This is a genomic window from Candidatus Cloacimonadota bacterium (genome assembly GCA_020532085.1).
GTDB lineage: Bacteria > Cloacimonadota > Cloacimonadia > Cloacimonadales > Cloacimonadaceae > Syntrophosphaera.
Genome location: JAJBAV010000026.1, coordinates 1 through 13,889 on the forward strand (window position 1 = coordinate 1; position 13,889 = coordinate 13,889).

Genomic DNA, 13,889 nt, shown 5'->3' on the forward strand with positions numbered 1-13,889 from the left:
TCTGCCAAGTGATCAGAATCTGCCTGCAACGCGTCACCCACTACAACAAGTCACCATATAGAGCCGATCTGATCGAACCATGGCAAATGAAAATCAGGCTGGTATAAAAAAATGGGGGAATGCCAGAATGATTTTCCCTTGACATTTTCCTGCCCCAATGGCCTTTGGCATTTTGAGAAGAAAACCATTGAAAAGGAGACAAGATGCTTACCATCGACTGGAAGGAAAGGCTGAAAAAGGACACGGCCGAATATCTGGAAAAGAAGCTGCCAAAAAACGATTTTGACTTTGAAATAATCTTCATCGCCTATCCGGAACGGGTCAATGGCAAGATACCTCCCGAAGTGATCGTGCACGTGGCCAACAGCATCGTGCAGAAGCTGGGCAAGAACCACGAAAAATACCTTCCCTTCTACAAGTATCTTTGGGATAAGAAAGGCGAGAACGGCAGAACGGCCTTCATCGCCATCATGGCCAAGCTGGCCGGGAAAAAACCGGCGGTGTACCTGCCCCTGGTGCAGAGCGCCGTGAACAACGCCCAGGACGCGCAGCTGGCCTCCCTGCTGGAAAAGGTGATGCTGCCCCTGATGCGCAAACAGCCGGACAAGTATCTGGCTTACGCCTACGACTGGGCACGCTCCGGCAAGGAACTGGTGCGCAAGCAGGCTGTGAACCTGCTAATCAAGCTTTTAAGAAAGAATCCCGAACTGGGCGGGGAGGTGGTGCAGCATTTCATCAACCAGTGGCTGCAGCCCCTCGGAGACCTCGCCTCGACCCATGTGGCGCTGCTCAAGGCGGTTTACAAGCTGGACGGGGAACTGTATCTGGACGTCTGGCGCCAGCACGTTCACAGCCGCGATCCCCAAAGCGCGGAGATCCTCTGCGCCTCCCTGCAGGGTTACCATCCGGAGATCGAGGCGATTGTGGATCCCTGGACCAAAAGCGGCAACGCCAGGCTGAAAAAGGCCGCTGTGGCCGCTCAGCGCGTATTGCAAAAGAAGAAGACAGCCTGAATGGATTTGAGCATACTGATCACCCCCGCGGGCATGGAAGCCATCCAGCGCCGCATCCAAACGCTGATGGGCGAACGCCCGGAAGTGGTGAAGGCGATCGTGATCGCCAGGGAATTCGGCGATCTGAGCGAAAACGCTGAATACAAGGCGGCAAGGGAAAAACAGCGCCAGATCGACGGCGAGATCGACCACCTGCGCCGGCGCTGCGCGCACCTGAAAGTGATCGACATCGACGCCATCCCCAAGGACAAGGTGCGCTTCGGCTGCGTCTGCCACACCCGCGACAACGGCAGCGGCGAGGAGATCACCTTCCAGATCGTGGGCGTGGACGAGCTCAATTTCCACGACCGGGAAGGCATCCAGCCGGTTTCGGTGCTTTCGCCGATCGGCCAAGCGCTGCTGGGCAAGCAGGCTGGCGAAATTGCCGTGGTGAAAGCCCCGATGGGCGACCGGGCCCTAAAGATCCTGAAAATATCCTGACAAGCATAAACGGAGTATTGATGAAAGCAAAGAAAGAGACAACCAAAAACGCCCTGATCTATGAGCGGAAGAACTTCTGGAAAGAGGCTCCCGCCGCGCAGATCAAAGCGGCCCTGGCCTTCGCCGGACCCTACAAGGATTTTCTGAACAAAGCCAAAACCGAGCGCGAAACCGTGCTCTGGACGGAAGCGCTGCTCAAGGCGCACAAATTCCAGCCGATATCCGCCGCCAAGGCCGGGAAACGCGTCTATTCCATCTTCCGCGGCAAGACCATCGCCATGGCCGTGATCGGCAGCGAGCCCGTGGGCAACGGCGTGAACATGGTGGCCGCGCACGTGGACGCCCCCAGGGTGGACCTCAAGCAAAACCCTCTCTACGAGGATAAAAACAGCGACATGGCCTGCATGCGCACCCACTACTACGGCGGGATCAAGAAATACCAGTGGGTTTCCACCCCGCTGGCGCTGCACGGCATCATCGTGAAGGCCGACGGCTCCCTGCTGAAAGTAAGCCTGGGCGAGGCAGAGGACGAACCGGTCTTCATCATCCCGGACCTGCTGCCCCATCTGGCCCGCAAGGAGCAGTACACGAAGAATCTCGCCGAAGCGATCGACGCCTCGAAGATGAACCTGATCTTCAGCGGCATGCAGGAACCGAACGGCGAGGAAAAGGAAGCCCTCAAAGCCTACGCGCTGAAGCTTTTGAACCAGAAATACGGGATCAGCGAGCGGGACTTCATCTCCGCCGAACTGCAGCTAGTGCCAGCCACTCCCGCCCGGGACGCGGGCTTGGACGCTTCGATGGTGGTGGGCTACGGCCAGGACGACCGCATCTGCGCCTACGCCGGCCTGCAGGCCATGCTGGCCAATCTGGACGCCAAACCCAAACGCACCATGGTGGTTTATTTTTCGGACAAGGAAGAGGTGGGCAGCCAGGGCAACACCGGCGCCCATTCCGTCTTCATCCAGGATTTCGTGGCCTCCCTGCTGCGGCACAACGGCGAAAAGGACAGCAGCTCGAACCTGCGCCAGACCTTCATGAACTCCATGATCCTCTCCGGCGACGTCACCGCGGCCGTGGACCCCAACTATCCGAACGTGCACGAGCGCCAGAACGCCGTGCTCTTCAACCACGGCATCGGCATCTCCAAATTCACCGGCAGCGGCGGCAAATACAGCTGCAACGACGCCAACGCGGAATTCACCGCCAAGGTGATCCGCATCTTCGCGGAAGCCGGGGTTTTCTGGCAGATGGGCGAGCTGGGCAAGGTGGATGAAGGCGGCGGCGGCACCATCGCCTACATTCTGGCAAACCTGGGCGCGGAAGTGATCGACTGCGGCACCGGCCTGATGGGCATGCACTCGCTCTACGAGCTGTGCAGCAAGGCCGACCTCTGGTCCACCTACGCCGGATACAAAGCTTTTTTGACAGCGAAATAAAACACTATCTCAAAGGAGGAAAAGATGAGAAAAATGTTATTCGCGCTGCTGATCGTGATGCTGGCCTTGTCAGCCTGCGTAAGCAACAAGACCTACAAGGCGCAACAAGCCAAGGTCCAGATTCTGGAGGCCCGGCAGAACAATCAGGATGCCGAACTGGAAATGGCGCGTAAAGACATCATCAACAACCGGGAGAAGCTGGACCAACTGGTCATCCGGGTCAACGGCGTGGACGAGCAACTGCTGGTGCTGGAGCCGATGCAGGACGAGATCGTGACTTCGGCCACGGCCCTGGTGAACCTGCAGGGTGAGGTGGCAGCCATCAACACCCAGCTGAATGAGGCCATCGCGGCCAACGCCAAGCTGGAGCAAAAGCTCACCGCTCTCACCACCGATACCAACGACACCTTCGACGCCTATTCGGATTACCTGAAACAGATGAAGGACTCCCAAACCGGATTCGCCACCAAAGCCGAAGTTGCGCAGTTGGCCGAGGAAAGCACCCAACTGGCCCAGGTTTTGGATGACCTGACCACCGAAGTGGAATCCATCGCCCTCTATCTGGACGAACAGGACGCCATCCTGGAACAACTGGGAGAATTTGCCGAGGACCAGGCCACCTTCAACCAGAACATCGCCCTCGAGAACGAATCCCTGATGGACTTCCAGGCCACCCAGACCGCCCTGAACGAAGAACAGGCCAGGCTCAACGCCGATCAGCTCGCCCTGGTGGACGGCCAGCACAAGAGCGCTGCCCAGGAAAAGGAAGAGCTCTGGACCGAGATCACCCGCATCCGCGGCGAACTCACCACTTCCCAGGAAGAGCTCTACACCATCCGCCAGGCCCTGAGTTCCGACGTGGACGAACTGAAGCAGAACGACGCGGAAGTGCTGACCGAAATGAGCGATCTGCGCGACCGGGTTTACACCGTGAACAGCGACCTCACCAGCCTCACCACGGACCTGCAGGCAGTGATCGTGAAAGAGCGGGCCGCGGCTGAAAAACGCCGTCTGGAAGCCCTCAGAAAGCAGTACAAGGCCGCCCTCACAGAATACAACAAACGCCGGCACGAAAACTCCATCGTGCTGTTCGAGGAGTTCCTGAAAGCAAATCCGGATTGCGAACTCAGCCCCAACGCCTACTACTGGATCGGCGAGAACTATTACAGCGCCGGCAATTTCCCCAAAGCGCTGCGCCAGTTCCAGGAAGTGGTTGACCGCTACCCGGGCCACGCCAAAGCTTGGGACGCCCAGCTGAAGATCGGTCTCACCTATTTTCAGATGAAAGATTACGAATCCACCTACAACGAACTGATGGTGATCAAGAATTACAATCCTGCCTACCCTCAGATGAAGATCGTGGACAAGTATCTGAAGAAGATCTGAACCCACTATGCGAATGATCCTGGTCCTGTTGCTGGCGCTTGCGTGCCTCCACCTCGCGGCGGAGGAGCAATATGCCAGCGCGGAACCGGAATTCATCAGCGAGCGGATCGTGGAACTGATCGACGTTTCCCGGCCGCTCATCCTGAACATTCAAGCCGGGGACCTCACTCCCCGGCTTGACTTTCTGATCCGTGGTCTGCTGCTCTCCCAGGGAGCGGATCTGCGGGAAAGCGATCCCCTGGCGGGATCGGCCTTCTCCGCCGTGGAGGGAGACAGCCTGGACGGCCTTGCCCCCTTCGCGCTGCAAAGCCTCAATCTGGTTAGCATCGGCCTGGAACTTGGCGGCACCACGGTCGAGTATAAGAATTTTCTCTCTTACCGCAGCGAACGGTATCCCCTCTACACGTTCCAGGTGAAGCAGATCAGCTTGCCAGGCTACAAACTGCTGCATATCGACGAACTCAGCTTCACCGGCAGCGAACACGGCAGCGCCGGCCCGTCACTTTCCAGCCTCAAATGGTTCGAACCTGTGCTGGCCACCACCGCCCTGGCCTCGCTGATCTATCTGCTCTGGACGATCGAATAAGGAATCCGCATGAAATTTCCCCTTGCCCTGATGATCCTGATCTTGTTGCTGACTGCCTGCGCGCAAAACCAAACCACGCTCACCACCGAAGAAAAACTGGCCAAGGCCGACGAGCTTTATGAACTGGGCAAATACGCCCGCGCCGCCGACCTCTATGGCGAGGTTTACTTCGAGCGCCAGTCAGCTTCTTCGGCCCGCGCCCTGCTGCGCCAGGCCGATTGCCTCTTCAAGACCAACAAGTTTGCCGAAGCCCGCCTTCTCTATCAGGAGTTTTCGGATTCCTTTCCCACCCATCCCGATGTTCCCACCGCCGTTTTCAGATACGCCGTCTGCCTGTTCGAGGAATCCCTCGGCCCCCAGTATGACCAGACCGAAACCCTGCAGTCCATCGACGCCTTCCGCCGGTTCATCGACAAATATCCAAACAGCGATCGCTACGCCGACGCCATCGGCTACATTCAGAAAGCCCAGTACAAGCTGATCGAAAAGAAATACCTGACCGGCTACATCTACTACAGGATGAAGGACTACAGCTCCGCCCTGATGTACTTCAGGGAGGTCACCGAGCTCGGCAACACCGACCGGCTGGACCGCGAAGCCCTGTATTATTCGGCCCTTTTGCTCTACAAACAGAACCTGCAGGACCAAGCCAGGACCGAGCATGACCGGCTGGTGGCCAAATATCCCGGCTCGAAGGAAGCGAAGAAACTGGCCAAGTACTTGCCATGATCCGCCAGGCCTTGCTCGGAGGCAGCTTCGACCCCGTTCACAACGGACATCTGCACATCGCCCGGGAAATCCTCCGCAGCGGCAGCGCCGAGAGCGTGGTTTTTTTGCCCAACGCCCGCCACAACTTCAAGCGGGACAGCGTGTTGCTGGATTATGAACGGCGCCGGGAGCTGGTGGCCGCCGTGCTGGAGCCGGGCATGGAAGTCTGGGACGATGACGCCCAAGGCAGCGGCTATACTTCCGACCTGCTCAAACGACTTTACCAAAAGCATCCGGACCGCTGCTTCCTTTGGGTGATCGGCTCTGACAATCTGGCCGGACTGCCTCGCTGGCACGACTTCAACTGGCTGAAAGGCCAGGTGCGGTTCCTCATCATCCCCCGTCCGGGCTATCCCGCCGCTGAGGCAGTGCTGAAAAGGATCCGCCGCAAAACCCTGAAGATCACGCCCAGCGAGGTTTCCTCGACCCTTGTCCGGGCCCGGATCAAAACCGGAGAGAGCATCACGGACCTCGTGCCGCAGCGGATCGCGGAACGCGTGAAGCAGCTTTACCTGCCGCTTGTGGCCAGCCATGACAGCTAAGAAAAACATCCCAAAAGAGGAGAAATCCCGCTGGCTGGACCGGGTTCCCCTGGCCGCCAAACAGAGCTTGGGCGAGGAGATCGCCAACAGCATCACCCACGGCACCGGGGTGGGCCTCAGCATTGCCGCGCTGGTGATCCTGCTCGTGTTCGCCGCCCGCCAGGGTGATACCTGGAAGACGGTTTCGTTCAGCATTTATGGCGCCACCCTGATCATCCTCTACCTGGCCTCAACCCTCTACCACGCCATCCCGCATCCAGGTTTCAAACGCTTTTTCCGCGTCCTCGACCACTGTTCCATTTTCCTGTTGATCGCGGGCACCTACACCCCCGTGACCATCGGTGTGATGCGCGGGGCCTGGGGCTGGACGCTGTTCGGTGTGATCTGGGCTTTGGCCATCGTGGGGATCAACCTGAAGGTCTTCGCCCTGGACCGCAGGAAAAAACTCTCCCTGCTGATCTATCTGCTGATGGGCTGGATGATCGTGATCGCCGTGAAACCACTGCTGAGCGTCCTGGAACCCGCCTCCCTGGTCTGGCTGCTCATTGGCGGCGCCTGCTATACTCTGGGCATCATCTTCTTTGTGCTCAAAAAGATGCCCTACGCCCACAGCGTCTGGCATCTCTTCGTGCTGGGGGGCAGCGTCTGCCACTTCTTCGCCATGCTCAAGCTGGTGGCCTGAGCGGAAACATCTAAAGCCACATAAAAATTGGCTCTCATCCAAACTGAGTGGAAACAGCCCGTGAGGGCGACAGAATGATAGCGAGGGTGTGGAGGCGCGGCTTCAGCCGCGACGGAACCCCTCGTACACCGTGCAGATCAAACCTGATTTTCAAGGCCACCAACCCACCCCGAAACGCGGTGCGCTTCGGAGTGGGTTGGTGGCAATTTTCATTAATCCTCGTGCTGTCGCGCAACGAGGGGCTTACGCGCCCTCGCCATGACCTGTCGCCCTCCGGGCTGCCTTATGGTTGATCACTTCCACCCACTCGGCTTGAAGAGAGCCAAAAATTAGGGTGAAAGCCAGTACCTGGCCTTCACCCCGTTTTACTGCTTCTTATTGCAGGATATAATGTTACAGAACTGAAACAGAGCCCTTGAGTTCCCGCAGGCTGATCTTCTGCATCCTGTCGGGGGCGTTGGGATCGGTCTTCACGCGGCCTTGCCCGAACTGCCACCACTGGTGGTCAGCCTTCCCCGGCACACAAAGGTTGAAGGGCTGGGAAGTGTGGTCCAGCGGATCGTTTCCTCCCACCATGGCCCGCGATACCAGCACAAAAACGTCACCTGGGGCCAGGTCCAGCTCAGCCAGCGGGATCACCTGCGTGTACACGCTCTCGCATTGGCTCAAAGTGGCTTTGTACCTGAATTTCTCCGGCTGGGGCAGGCCTTGCCAGTCGGCAGGGATCTCCGCCTCGGAACGGGCAATGTTCAGATCCAGCCCCGCCAGTTGCCAGTTTTCGGAAAGATAGTAAGAAACATAGAGGTTTTGGGCATCGTTGGCCACAAAGATGTAGCCGGGTTCCACCCTGCTCCCCTCCCAGGCAGGAAGATCGATCAAGTCGCCAGATACGGCGCCCTTTACGTCAACTGTCTGAACCGCTTCGTTCTCCGCAGGTTGGGAAACATCCAAAGCGGTGATCTTGTTACCTTCCTGGCAGGCGGTGAGTACCACCAAGGCCAGGACCATCAGCAGGCTTGTCTTTATCGCGTTGTTCATTTTAATCTCCTATGAAAATGGTATGCTATGGCTATAATAATCAGGGGCTCGAGGGAGGCAAATAATATTTCAATGTTTGGGTGATTATTTTTGTAAGCCGGGTCAGCCTGCCAGGCTTATCTATCTCATATTCAAAATGTTAGAGTTCATTGCGCAAACAAGGGCACAGGATTATAGATCAGTGGGGTAGATCAGAAACATTCTTGCGGAGCCCCTCCGGGTGTAATCCTCAGGCTTTGCCGCGCTTTCAAGTATAGGTGCCTTGATCTTTGCAAGATCATTGTGATATCGCGAGATATTCACTGCGCAAACCCCATGTCCCGCCCTGAGCCCTTTCCCCTCCGCCTCTTCTCCGCCTCCCGCATACTTCCCGCCTGACAGGGGGGAAGTATGCGGGAGGCGGAGAAGAGGCGCATCGGAAGTGTGATGAGGGCGGGGCCTGGCCGATCTGCCGGAAAAGTGACGCGGCAACTCCGCACACATCCTCTTGTATAGTGGGTAACGGTTCCGGGCATGAGAAACGAGGCCTCCCTCCACTCCTTTACAAGGCGCAAAAAACCCGCCAGAGGTGGCGGGTTCGAATTCTGGCGGTTTGGTAAAGGAATCTTACTGGTTGAACCAGCTTTCCTTGATCTGCGGCCGGGTACTGGCATTGGGGTCCTCGACGGTGTAGGAATCCCCTTCCACGTCGTAACTGATCTTGACGCCCTCTTTGCCGAATTGCTCGGTTGTGGTCATCACCACCGAGCCGCTTTCCGACCAGTCGAAAGTGTACTCTTCGGTTTTGAGTTTGGCGGGATCCATGTTCAACTCATCGAGGGCAAGGGGCCAGGCGCCAAAGGGATCGTTGGCCTTGTACTGTTTAGCGTTTGCTGCAATTTCCATGAAGGCCGGTTTCAATTCCACGATTTTCTGCTGCATGGCCAGTTCCAGTTCTTTGTCGCGTTTCTGCTGTTGCATTCCAAAGATGAAGATGAAGACCACCCCTGCCAGCAGCAGGAACATTAGGATCTCCACGAGGCCCAGTTTGTGGCGGGGCTTATCGGCTTCCGTTTGGCTAAGCTGGGGTTTGCGCTCGGGTTTCAGCGCGGGTTTGGTCACTTCGGCCTGTTTATCTTTGATCTCTTTATCGGGCATGGTTTCCTCCCTGGTAATTATCGTTTTTTTCATCATTTCCAGATGGCGTATTTTGTCAAAGCTTTTGTTACAAGCCCCAGAATTTGAATGACCTCTGGAGCATGAGTTCGTGGGACAGCTGCTCGTCCCAAGGCACATATTTGAAGGTGTAGGCCAGGCGAAACTGCACCGGCAGATACCAGCGCAGCGAGGCTTCGTGCGAGACCACGATCTCGGTGCGGTTTTGCAGATCGGTGGCTTCCTGCAATCCCAGGGCGTAGTCTAGGAAGAACTTGCGGCCCAGGTATTTGCTCATGTAGATGGAAAGGTTGTTCAACAAGATGGAAGAGCTGAATTGGGAGATGTTGCCGGCGAACTGGTTAAGGTCGGTGTAGCCGGCCAGCTGATTGGGATTGGTGGTGTATTCGGTGAAGAGGTTTTCGATGAAGCCGGCGCGGATACTGAAATCGTCTAGTCGCAGCAGGCGGCGGATGTTGTTTTCCAGCGGATAGAGCAGCGGCGAAAGCAGCGAGGTGTTCAGGTTTTCCGAGATCAGGCCGAGCGCCTCGTCTTGCAGCAGATTTCCCTGCTGGGTGGTGGAAAGCTGTTCGGAACTGGCGTTGTAACGCATGCGGCTGAGGATGCTGGACGCGTTGTCGTCGTCGGGGTTGTCGCTGTCAAGCGTGAATTTGACGCGTTTGAAGATCGACTGGCTGGGGTTTTCCTTGTCTGTATCAACGTTGAGGGTAACGATGGTGCCGTCGGCCGTTTCGTGGGTGAGAACGCCTTCGATGACCACCATTTTTTGCGCGCCGGTGATGCTGAAATCCAGCTCTTCCATGGTGAACTTGGTGCCGAAGAAATCCATCGTGCCCTGTTCGGAGGTGATGGTGGATTCCTGGGGTCGCCAGATGCTGCCGTCGAAAAGGATATGCATGTAGCCGCCGGGCATGAGCACAAAGCTGGTGGGATAGGTGGCGTACTTGACGTTGTCCTGCACGAGCACCTTGAGGTCCAGGTTGAAGGGCAGAGAGATGGGCTCTCCCCGGGGTTCGGAATCCACGCCCAGTGTGCCGCGGAAGCTGTAAATGAGGTTTAGAAGGTTATTGGTTCTGGGCGGATAGACGATGCTGGCTTCGCTCACGAGCGCCTCGGCCGTGATCAGCATATCGTCGAATGGGCCTGTAACGGTCGCGTATTCAGCATTCTGGCCCCGCAGCACGATCCGCGACCGGCTGCGCGGAGTGGTGATATCCGGCACGTAGAGCAGGGCTCCGGGTTCATCCACTTTCACCAGCAGGGTGCCCAGATCGAGCATGGCGGCCTTGAGATGCGCTTCGGGATCGTCGTCAAAGTGGTTGGTGGCGTGCAGCACCCCGTTGCCCATCTGGGCAGTCAGGTTCTGGATCAGCACCCGGTTTTCCTCGATGTCCGCCCTAAGCTCAATGTTGCGGATCTCCTCCGGCTGCTCGTTCAAGACCAGCCGGCCTTCGCTGACGCGCAGCTTTCCGCTCTGCACCATCAACTGGTCATCGAGGGTCCTGATGCTGCATTCCAGGCTGGCCTTTCCGCTGGCATCGCGCACATACTCATAACTGTTGTCCAGCCATTCGAACAGCAAGCCCTCCGCGCGCAGGTCGAGGGTGTGGTTGCCTTCGTAAATGCTGCGGTTCAGCAGGTTGTAATCCAAAGCCCCGGAACCGCTTAAACTGCCGAACTCGGTGGTGTGGACGTAGAGGGTGTCCACGATCAGCAGGTTTTTGGTTTGGGCCACCGAGACGAGCACGTCATCCAGATCGGCGATATCGGGGATCGTAAACCGCGAAGACAGCAATCTGGCATCAAAGGACAGCTCGCGCTCCCTGGTGAGCACATCCGCGATGAAGAGACCGACGTTGCCGGATATCGAACCCTCCGCCGGTGGCGCATACATCAGTTCCGCCATCTTCAGTTCGGTGGCCAGGGCGTTCAAACGCAGATTCCAACCCTGGTCGAGTACGGCATCACCGGCCAGATCGACCAGCCGAGTGGTCTCGTTGCTGATCTTGCCCAGAACATTCACCTGGCGCGGGTCCCCCAGCAGCGTAAGCTCAGCCGACAGGGGCCTCAACCCGGGGATCTTGACCTCCCCGACGCTCAGCATTGCGTCCAGATTATCGTTTCCCCGGCTGGAATAATTGGCAGTGAGGTTCACGCCGCTGATCTGCGGCAACTGCAAGTTGGGGAAAAAAGTGGTGAGCATCTCGCTGCCGATGTCGGCCAAGACCACTTGGAACTGCATGATCTGATTGTCCTTGAGGTCCATCTCACCGCTGGCCATGATCTGATCGTTGAGTTTGAAAGAGCTTATCTTCAGGGCCTGAGCGTGGATCCCGGCCACCAAATCCAGGGTGAAAGGCTGTCCGTTAAGATTGGCAAATGGCGCGTCCAGCACCAGATCGCCCTGTTTGGTTTTTAGGTCGTAAGACGCTACCACATCGAGGTCCGCGTTGAGGTTCATCCCCTTGGTGAAATTAACCGACAAAGCAGAGGAAAGCACGGCCTTGGATCCCGTGAGAAAAGCGGAAATCCCGCCGCTGAGCACAGGTTCGTACTGCTCGATGCTCTTATCCGGATAGGCGGAGGCCAGCCGCACCGAGTTGAGATCGGCTTCCAGCAGGAAGTTTGAATCGTTTACATCTCCCACCAGGCTTAGATCGATGCCCAGGGGCGAGTTTAGCTCCGCGTCCACCAGGAAGTTCTGGCCGGTCTCGGTGATCAGCGGAACGAGGTTCGCGTAGCCGGAAAGACCGCGGTAGTCCAGCTTGTCCTGGGCGAAGTCCAGATCGTGGACCAGGGCCCGGACTTCCGGCACAGGGCCGTAGAAATTCAGTTCCAGATCGGCGGAGGCGGTTACTTTTAGTTCAGCCGGGCCAAGTCGCACCGGCTCTGTGTCCAGTTTACCCAGCAGTTGCCTGTCTTTGGGGCTGAAAGTTCCTGTCAGGTCCACCCTCTGGTTCTGCCAGATCGCGTCCCGCAGGGCCAGATCGACCATCTCGCTTTTGTATGAGGCTGTAAGCGCCAGGTTTTGCACGGTTTGCCCGGAAAAGGAAATCTGGTTCGAACCCGCCACCAGTTGCAGGACGGGGTCGGACAAGGTTCCCTCCGCGTTCAGAGTGCCGTCAACCCAACCGCTGAAACTCGCCCCCAGCATGGCAAGATCAAGCCGGAGGTCCAGTTGGCTGGGGTCTATGATCGTTTCTCCGAAAAGGTCGCGGGCGCGGATGTCGCCGCCGATGCTGCTGGATCCGACCATGCTCTGGGCGAGGCTGGCGTTCAACCTGCTGCCGTCGGTGGTGAGGTCCAGCAGCGGTATGTTCACTGGATACTGCTGCCAAACGAACGCGGATGCTTCTTTAACGGTCAGGTGTGCGTTCAAGACCGGGTTCGCGCCTTTGCCCGGTTGCGAAAAATTCGCCACCAAGTCCAGCTTGCCGCGGAAATCGCGGATCAAGGAATGGCTCAGGTAAAGGGGTTCAAAGTTCCGCAATTCCGCCCGGGAAGAAACGATCCGGCCCTTATCCAGAACGCCTTTCAGGCTTAGGGTGCCCCCGCTTGAGGTGGCGGCGGACAGGCTGAGGTTGGAAACATCGGTGTTGAGCACTGTCAGATTCAGCCTGCTGAGTTCCTCGAGCGCTGTGAGCATACCATCTTCGCCCAGCTGGAGCGGGATGTTCACATCCGCCTGCAACCGGGAGTTGGTGATGATCAGATCGTTGAAAATGGGTTTGAGGTCCGGGATCTCGAACTTCTTTTTGGCTTTTTTGGCCTTGGGCGCCACGGCCAGCCGCACGTCGGCTTGGTCTATCTCGATGTGGTCCATCAGGTTGCGCATCTTGAACCCGGAGAAGATGAAGCGCAGCAGGTTGAAGCGCACCCGGGCGTTGTCCACCGTGAAACTTAAGGAGCTGTCCGCCGCGGCGAAAGTGATCTTTTCAGCGTAAACCTGCTGGTCGCTGATCGTGAAGGAGCCGATCCTGAAATCTCCTTTCAATGCTTTTCCCGCTTCGTTTTCCACTATCCCCTTAACCCTTCCCTGGGCGTCAAAGACGTACCAGGCCACAAAAAACAGGGTGTTGATGACCAGCAGGACAACTATGAAGCTTAGAAATTTGCGGGAACGTCGCATGGGGTCAGATCAGCTTGCCGTCCCTCAGCTCGTAGGTTTTGGGACTTTGTTTGGCCAATTCACGATCGTGGGTGACGATCACGAAAGTTTGTTTCAGCTCGCGGTTGAGTTGTTGGAAAAGGTCCCAAACCTCCGCGCTGTGCTGGGGATCGAGATTGCCGGTGGGTTCGTCCGCCAAAACGATGCGGGGACGGTTGATCAGGGCACGGGCCAGAGCCAGGCGCTGCTGTTCGCCGCCGCTGAGTTGGTTGGGATAGTGGTTGCCCCGGTCCGATAAGCTCAATATTTCCAGCAAGTTGTCGGCTTCCTCCCTTACTTTTTGCTTCGCCGTTCCGGCGATCAGCATGGGCAGGGCAACGTTTTCGCGGGCATTAAGGTCCTCGATCAGGTAGTGAAACTGAAAAACGAAACCGATGTCCCGGTTGCGTATCTGATGGGCGTTGGCGTGCCGGGCGGAGACTTCGGCCCCGTTGATGAACACCTTCCCGCTATCGGGATCGTCCAGCAGTCCCAGAATATGGAGCAGCGTGCTCTTGCCGCAGCCGGATTTCCCCGTGATGCAGACCAGTTCGCCGTCTTCCACTTCCAGGCCGGCATCGATGAGCACGCGGATGTCCTGGCCTTTGTCGGCGTAGGTTTTATGCAGCGAGTAACCAGCAAGACAGATCAAT

Annotated in this window: 12 protein-coding genes; 8 read left to right on the forward strand and 4 right to left on the reverse strand. The window is 57.4% G+C overall.

Annotated features, from left to right (window positions below):
* Positions 1 to 203: 203 nt before the first annotated feature.
* The 8 genes from LHW45_07595 to LHW45_07630 are packed head-to-tail and all read left to right on the forward strand — an operon-like array spanning position 204 to position 6,896.
* Positions 204 to 1,013, forward strand: a complete 810-nt coding sequence (locus LHW45_07595; protein ID MCB5285435.1) for a hypothetical protein — start codon at positions 204 to 206, stop codon at positions 1,011 to 1,013.
* A complete protein-coding gene (locus LHW45_07600; GenBank protein MCB5285436.1) occupies positions 1,014 to 1,493 on the forward strand; it encodes a transcription elongation factor GreA in 480 nt (159 codons plus the stop codon).
* Between the two features lie 20 nt (positions 1,494 to 1,513).
* Positions 1,514 to 2,932: an aminopeptidase gene (locus LHW45_07605; protein MCB5285437.1), complete on the forward strand. Its 1,419-nt coding sequence runs from the start codon at positions 1,514 to 1,516 to the stop codon at positions 2,930 to 2,932.
* 24 nt (positions 2,933 to 2,956) lie between these two features.
* Complete coding sequence (locus tag LHW45_07610) at positions 2,957 to 4,318, forward strand: tetratricopeptide repeat protein (protein ID MCB5285438.1); 1,362 nt, start codon at positions 2,957 to 2,959, stop codon at positions 4,316 to 4,318.
* A 7-nt stretch (positions 4,319 to 4,325) separates the two neighbouring features.
* Positions 4,326 to 4,904, forward strand: coding sequence for a hypothetical protein (locus tag LHW45_07615; GenBank protein MCB5285439.1), 579 nt, complete (start codon positions 4,326 to 4,328; stop codon positions 4,902 to 4,904).
* A 9-nt stretch (positions 4,905 to 4,913) separates the two neighbouring features.
* Positions 4,914 to 5,633 (forward strand): outer membrane protein assembly factor BamD, encoded by a 720-nt coding sequence (gene bamD / locus LHW45_07620; protein MCB5285440.1) that lies wholly within the window; start codon positions 4,914 to 4,916, stop codon positions 5,631 to 5,633.
* Positions 5,630 to 6,214 carry a nicotinate (nicotinamide) nucleotide adenylyltransferase gene (gene nadD / locus LHW45_07625; GenBank protein MCB5285441.1) on the forward strand — a complete coding sequence of 195 codons (585 nt, stop codon included), beginning with the start codon at positions 5,630 to 5,632 and terminating at the stop codon, positions 6,212 to 6,214. Before bamD ends, nadD begins: the two co-directional genes overlap by 4 nt.
* Entirely contained in the window at positions 6,204 to 6,896 is a 693-nt protein-coding gene (locus LHW45_07630) for a hemolysin III family protein (protein ID MCB5285442.1), read from the forward strand. Before nadD ends, LHW45_07630 begins: the two co-directional genes overlap by 11 nt.
* A 393-nt stretch (positions 6,897 to 7,289) precedes the next feature.
* Here the strand turns inward: LHW45_07630 and LHW45_07635 are convergent, their stop codons facing one another.
* The 4 genes from LHW45_07635 to LHW45_07650 all read right to left on the reverse strand — a co-directional run bounded on the left by LHW45_07635 (position 7,290) and on the right by LHW45_07650 (position 13,888).
* The gene (locus LHW45_07635; protein ID MCB5285443.1) at positions 7,290 to 7,934 is read right to left on the reverse strand and encodes a hypothetical protein; all 645 of its coding nucleotides are present in this window, start codon (positions 7,932 to 7,934) and stop codon (positions 7,290 to 7,292) included.
* Between the two features lie 606 nt (positions 7,935 to 8,540).
* Positions 8,541 to 9,071 (reverse strand): hypothetical protein, encoded by a 531-nt coding sequence (locus tag LHW45_07640; GenBank protein MCB5285444.1) that lies wholly within the window; start codon positions 9,069 to 9,071, stop codon positions 8,541 to 8,543.
* A 67-nt stretch (positions 9,072 to 9,138) separates the two neighbouring features.
* Entirely contained in the window at positions 9,139 to 13,218 is a 4,080-nt protein-coding gene (locus tag LHW45_07645) for a hypothetical protein (GenBank protein ID MCB5285445.1), read from the reverse strand.
* A gap of 4 nt (positions 13,219 to 13,222) precedes the next feature.
* Positions 13,223 to 13,888: an ABC transporter ATP-binding protein gene (locus LHW45_07650; protein ID MCB5285446.1), complete on the reverse strand. Its 666-nt coding sequence runs from the start codon at positions 13,886 to 13,888 to the stop codon at positions 13,223 to 13,225.
* Between the last annotated feature and the right edge of the window lies 1 nt (position 13,889).

Excerpts from the sequence above, each read along its gene's own strand:
- LHW45_07595 (MCB5285435.1), top strand. The coding sequence starts at position 204 with ATGCTTACCATCGACTGGAAGGAAAGGCTGAAAAAGGACACGGCCGAA.
- LHW45_07600 (MCB5285436.1), top strand. The coding sequence starts at position 1,014 with ATGGATTTGAGCATACTGATCACCCCCGCGGGCATGGAAGCCATCCAG.
- LHW45_07605 (MCB5285437.1), top strand. The coding sequence starts at position 1,514 with ATGAAAGCAAAGAAAGAGACAACCAAAAACGCCCTGATCTATGAGCGG.
- LHW45_07610 (MCB5285438.1), top strand. The coding sequence starts at position 2,957 with ATGAGAAAAATGTTATTCGCGCTGCTGATCGTGATGCTGGCCTTGTCA.
- LHW45_07615 (MCB5285439.1), top strand. The coding sequence starts at position 4,326 with ATGCGAATGATCCTGGTCCTGTTGCTGGCGCTTGCGTGCCTCCACCTC.
- bamD (MCB5285440.1), top strand. The coding sequence starts at position 4,914 with ATGAAATTTCCCCTTGCCCTGATGATCCTGATCTTGTTGCTGACTGCC.
- nadD (MCB5285441.1), top strand. The coding sequence starts at position 5,630 with ATGATCCGCCAGGCCTTGCTCGGAGGCAGCTTCGACCCCGTTCACAAC.
- LHW45_07630 (MCB5285442.1), top strand. The coding sequence starts at position 6,204 with ATGACAGCTAAGAAAAACATCCCAAAAGAGGAGAAATCCCGCTGGCTG.
- LHW45_07635 (MCB5285443.1), bottom strand. The coding sequence starts at position 7,934 with ATGAACAACGCGATAAAGACAAGCCTGCTGATGGTCCTGGCCTTGGTG.
- LHW45_07640 (MCB5285444.1), bottom strand. The coding sequence starts at position 9,071 with ATGCCCGATAAAGAGATCAAAGATAAACAGGCCGAAGTGACCAAACCC.
- LHW45_07645 (MCB5285445.1), bottom strand. The coding sequence starts at position 13,218 with ATGCGACGTTCCCGCAAATTTCTAAGCTTCATAGTTGTCCTGCTGGTC.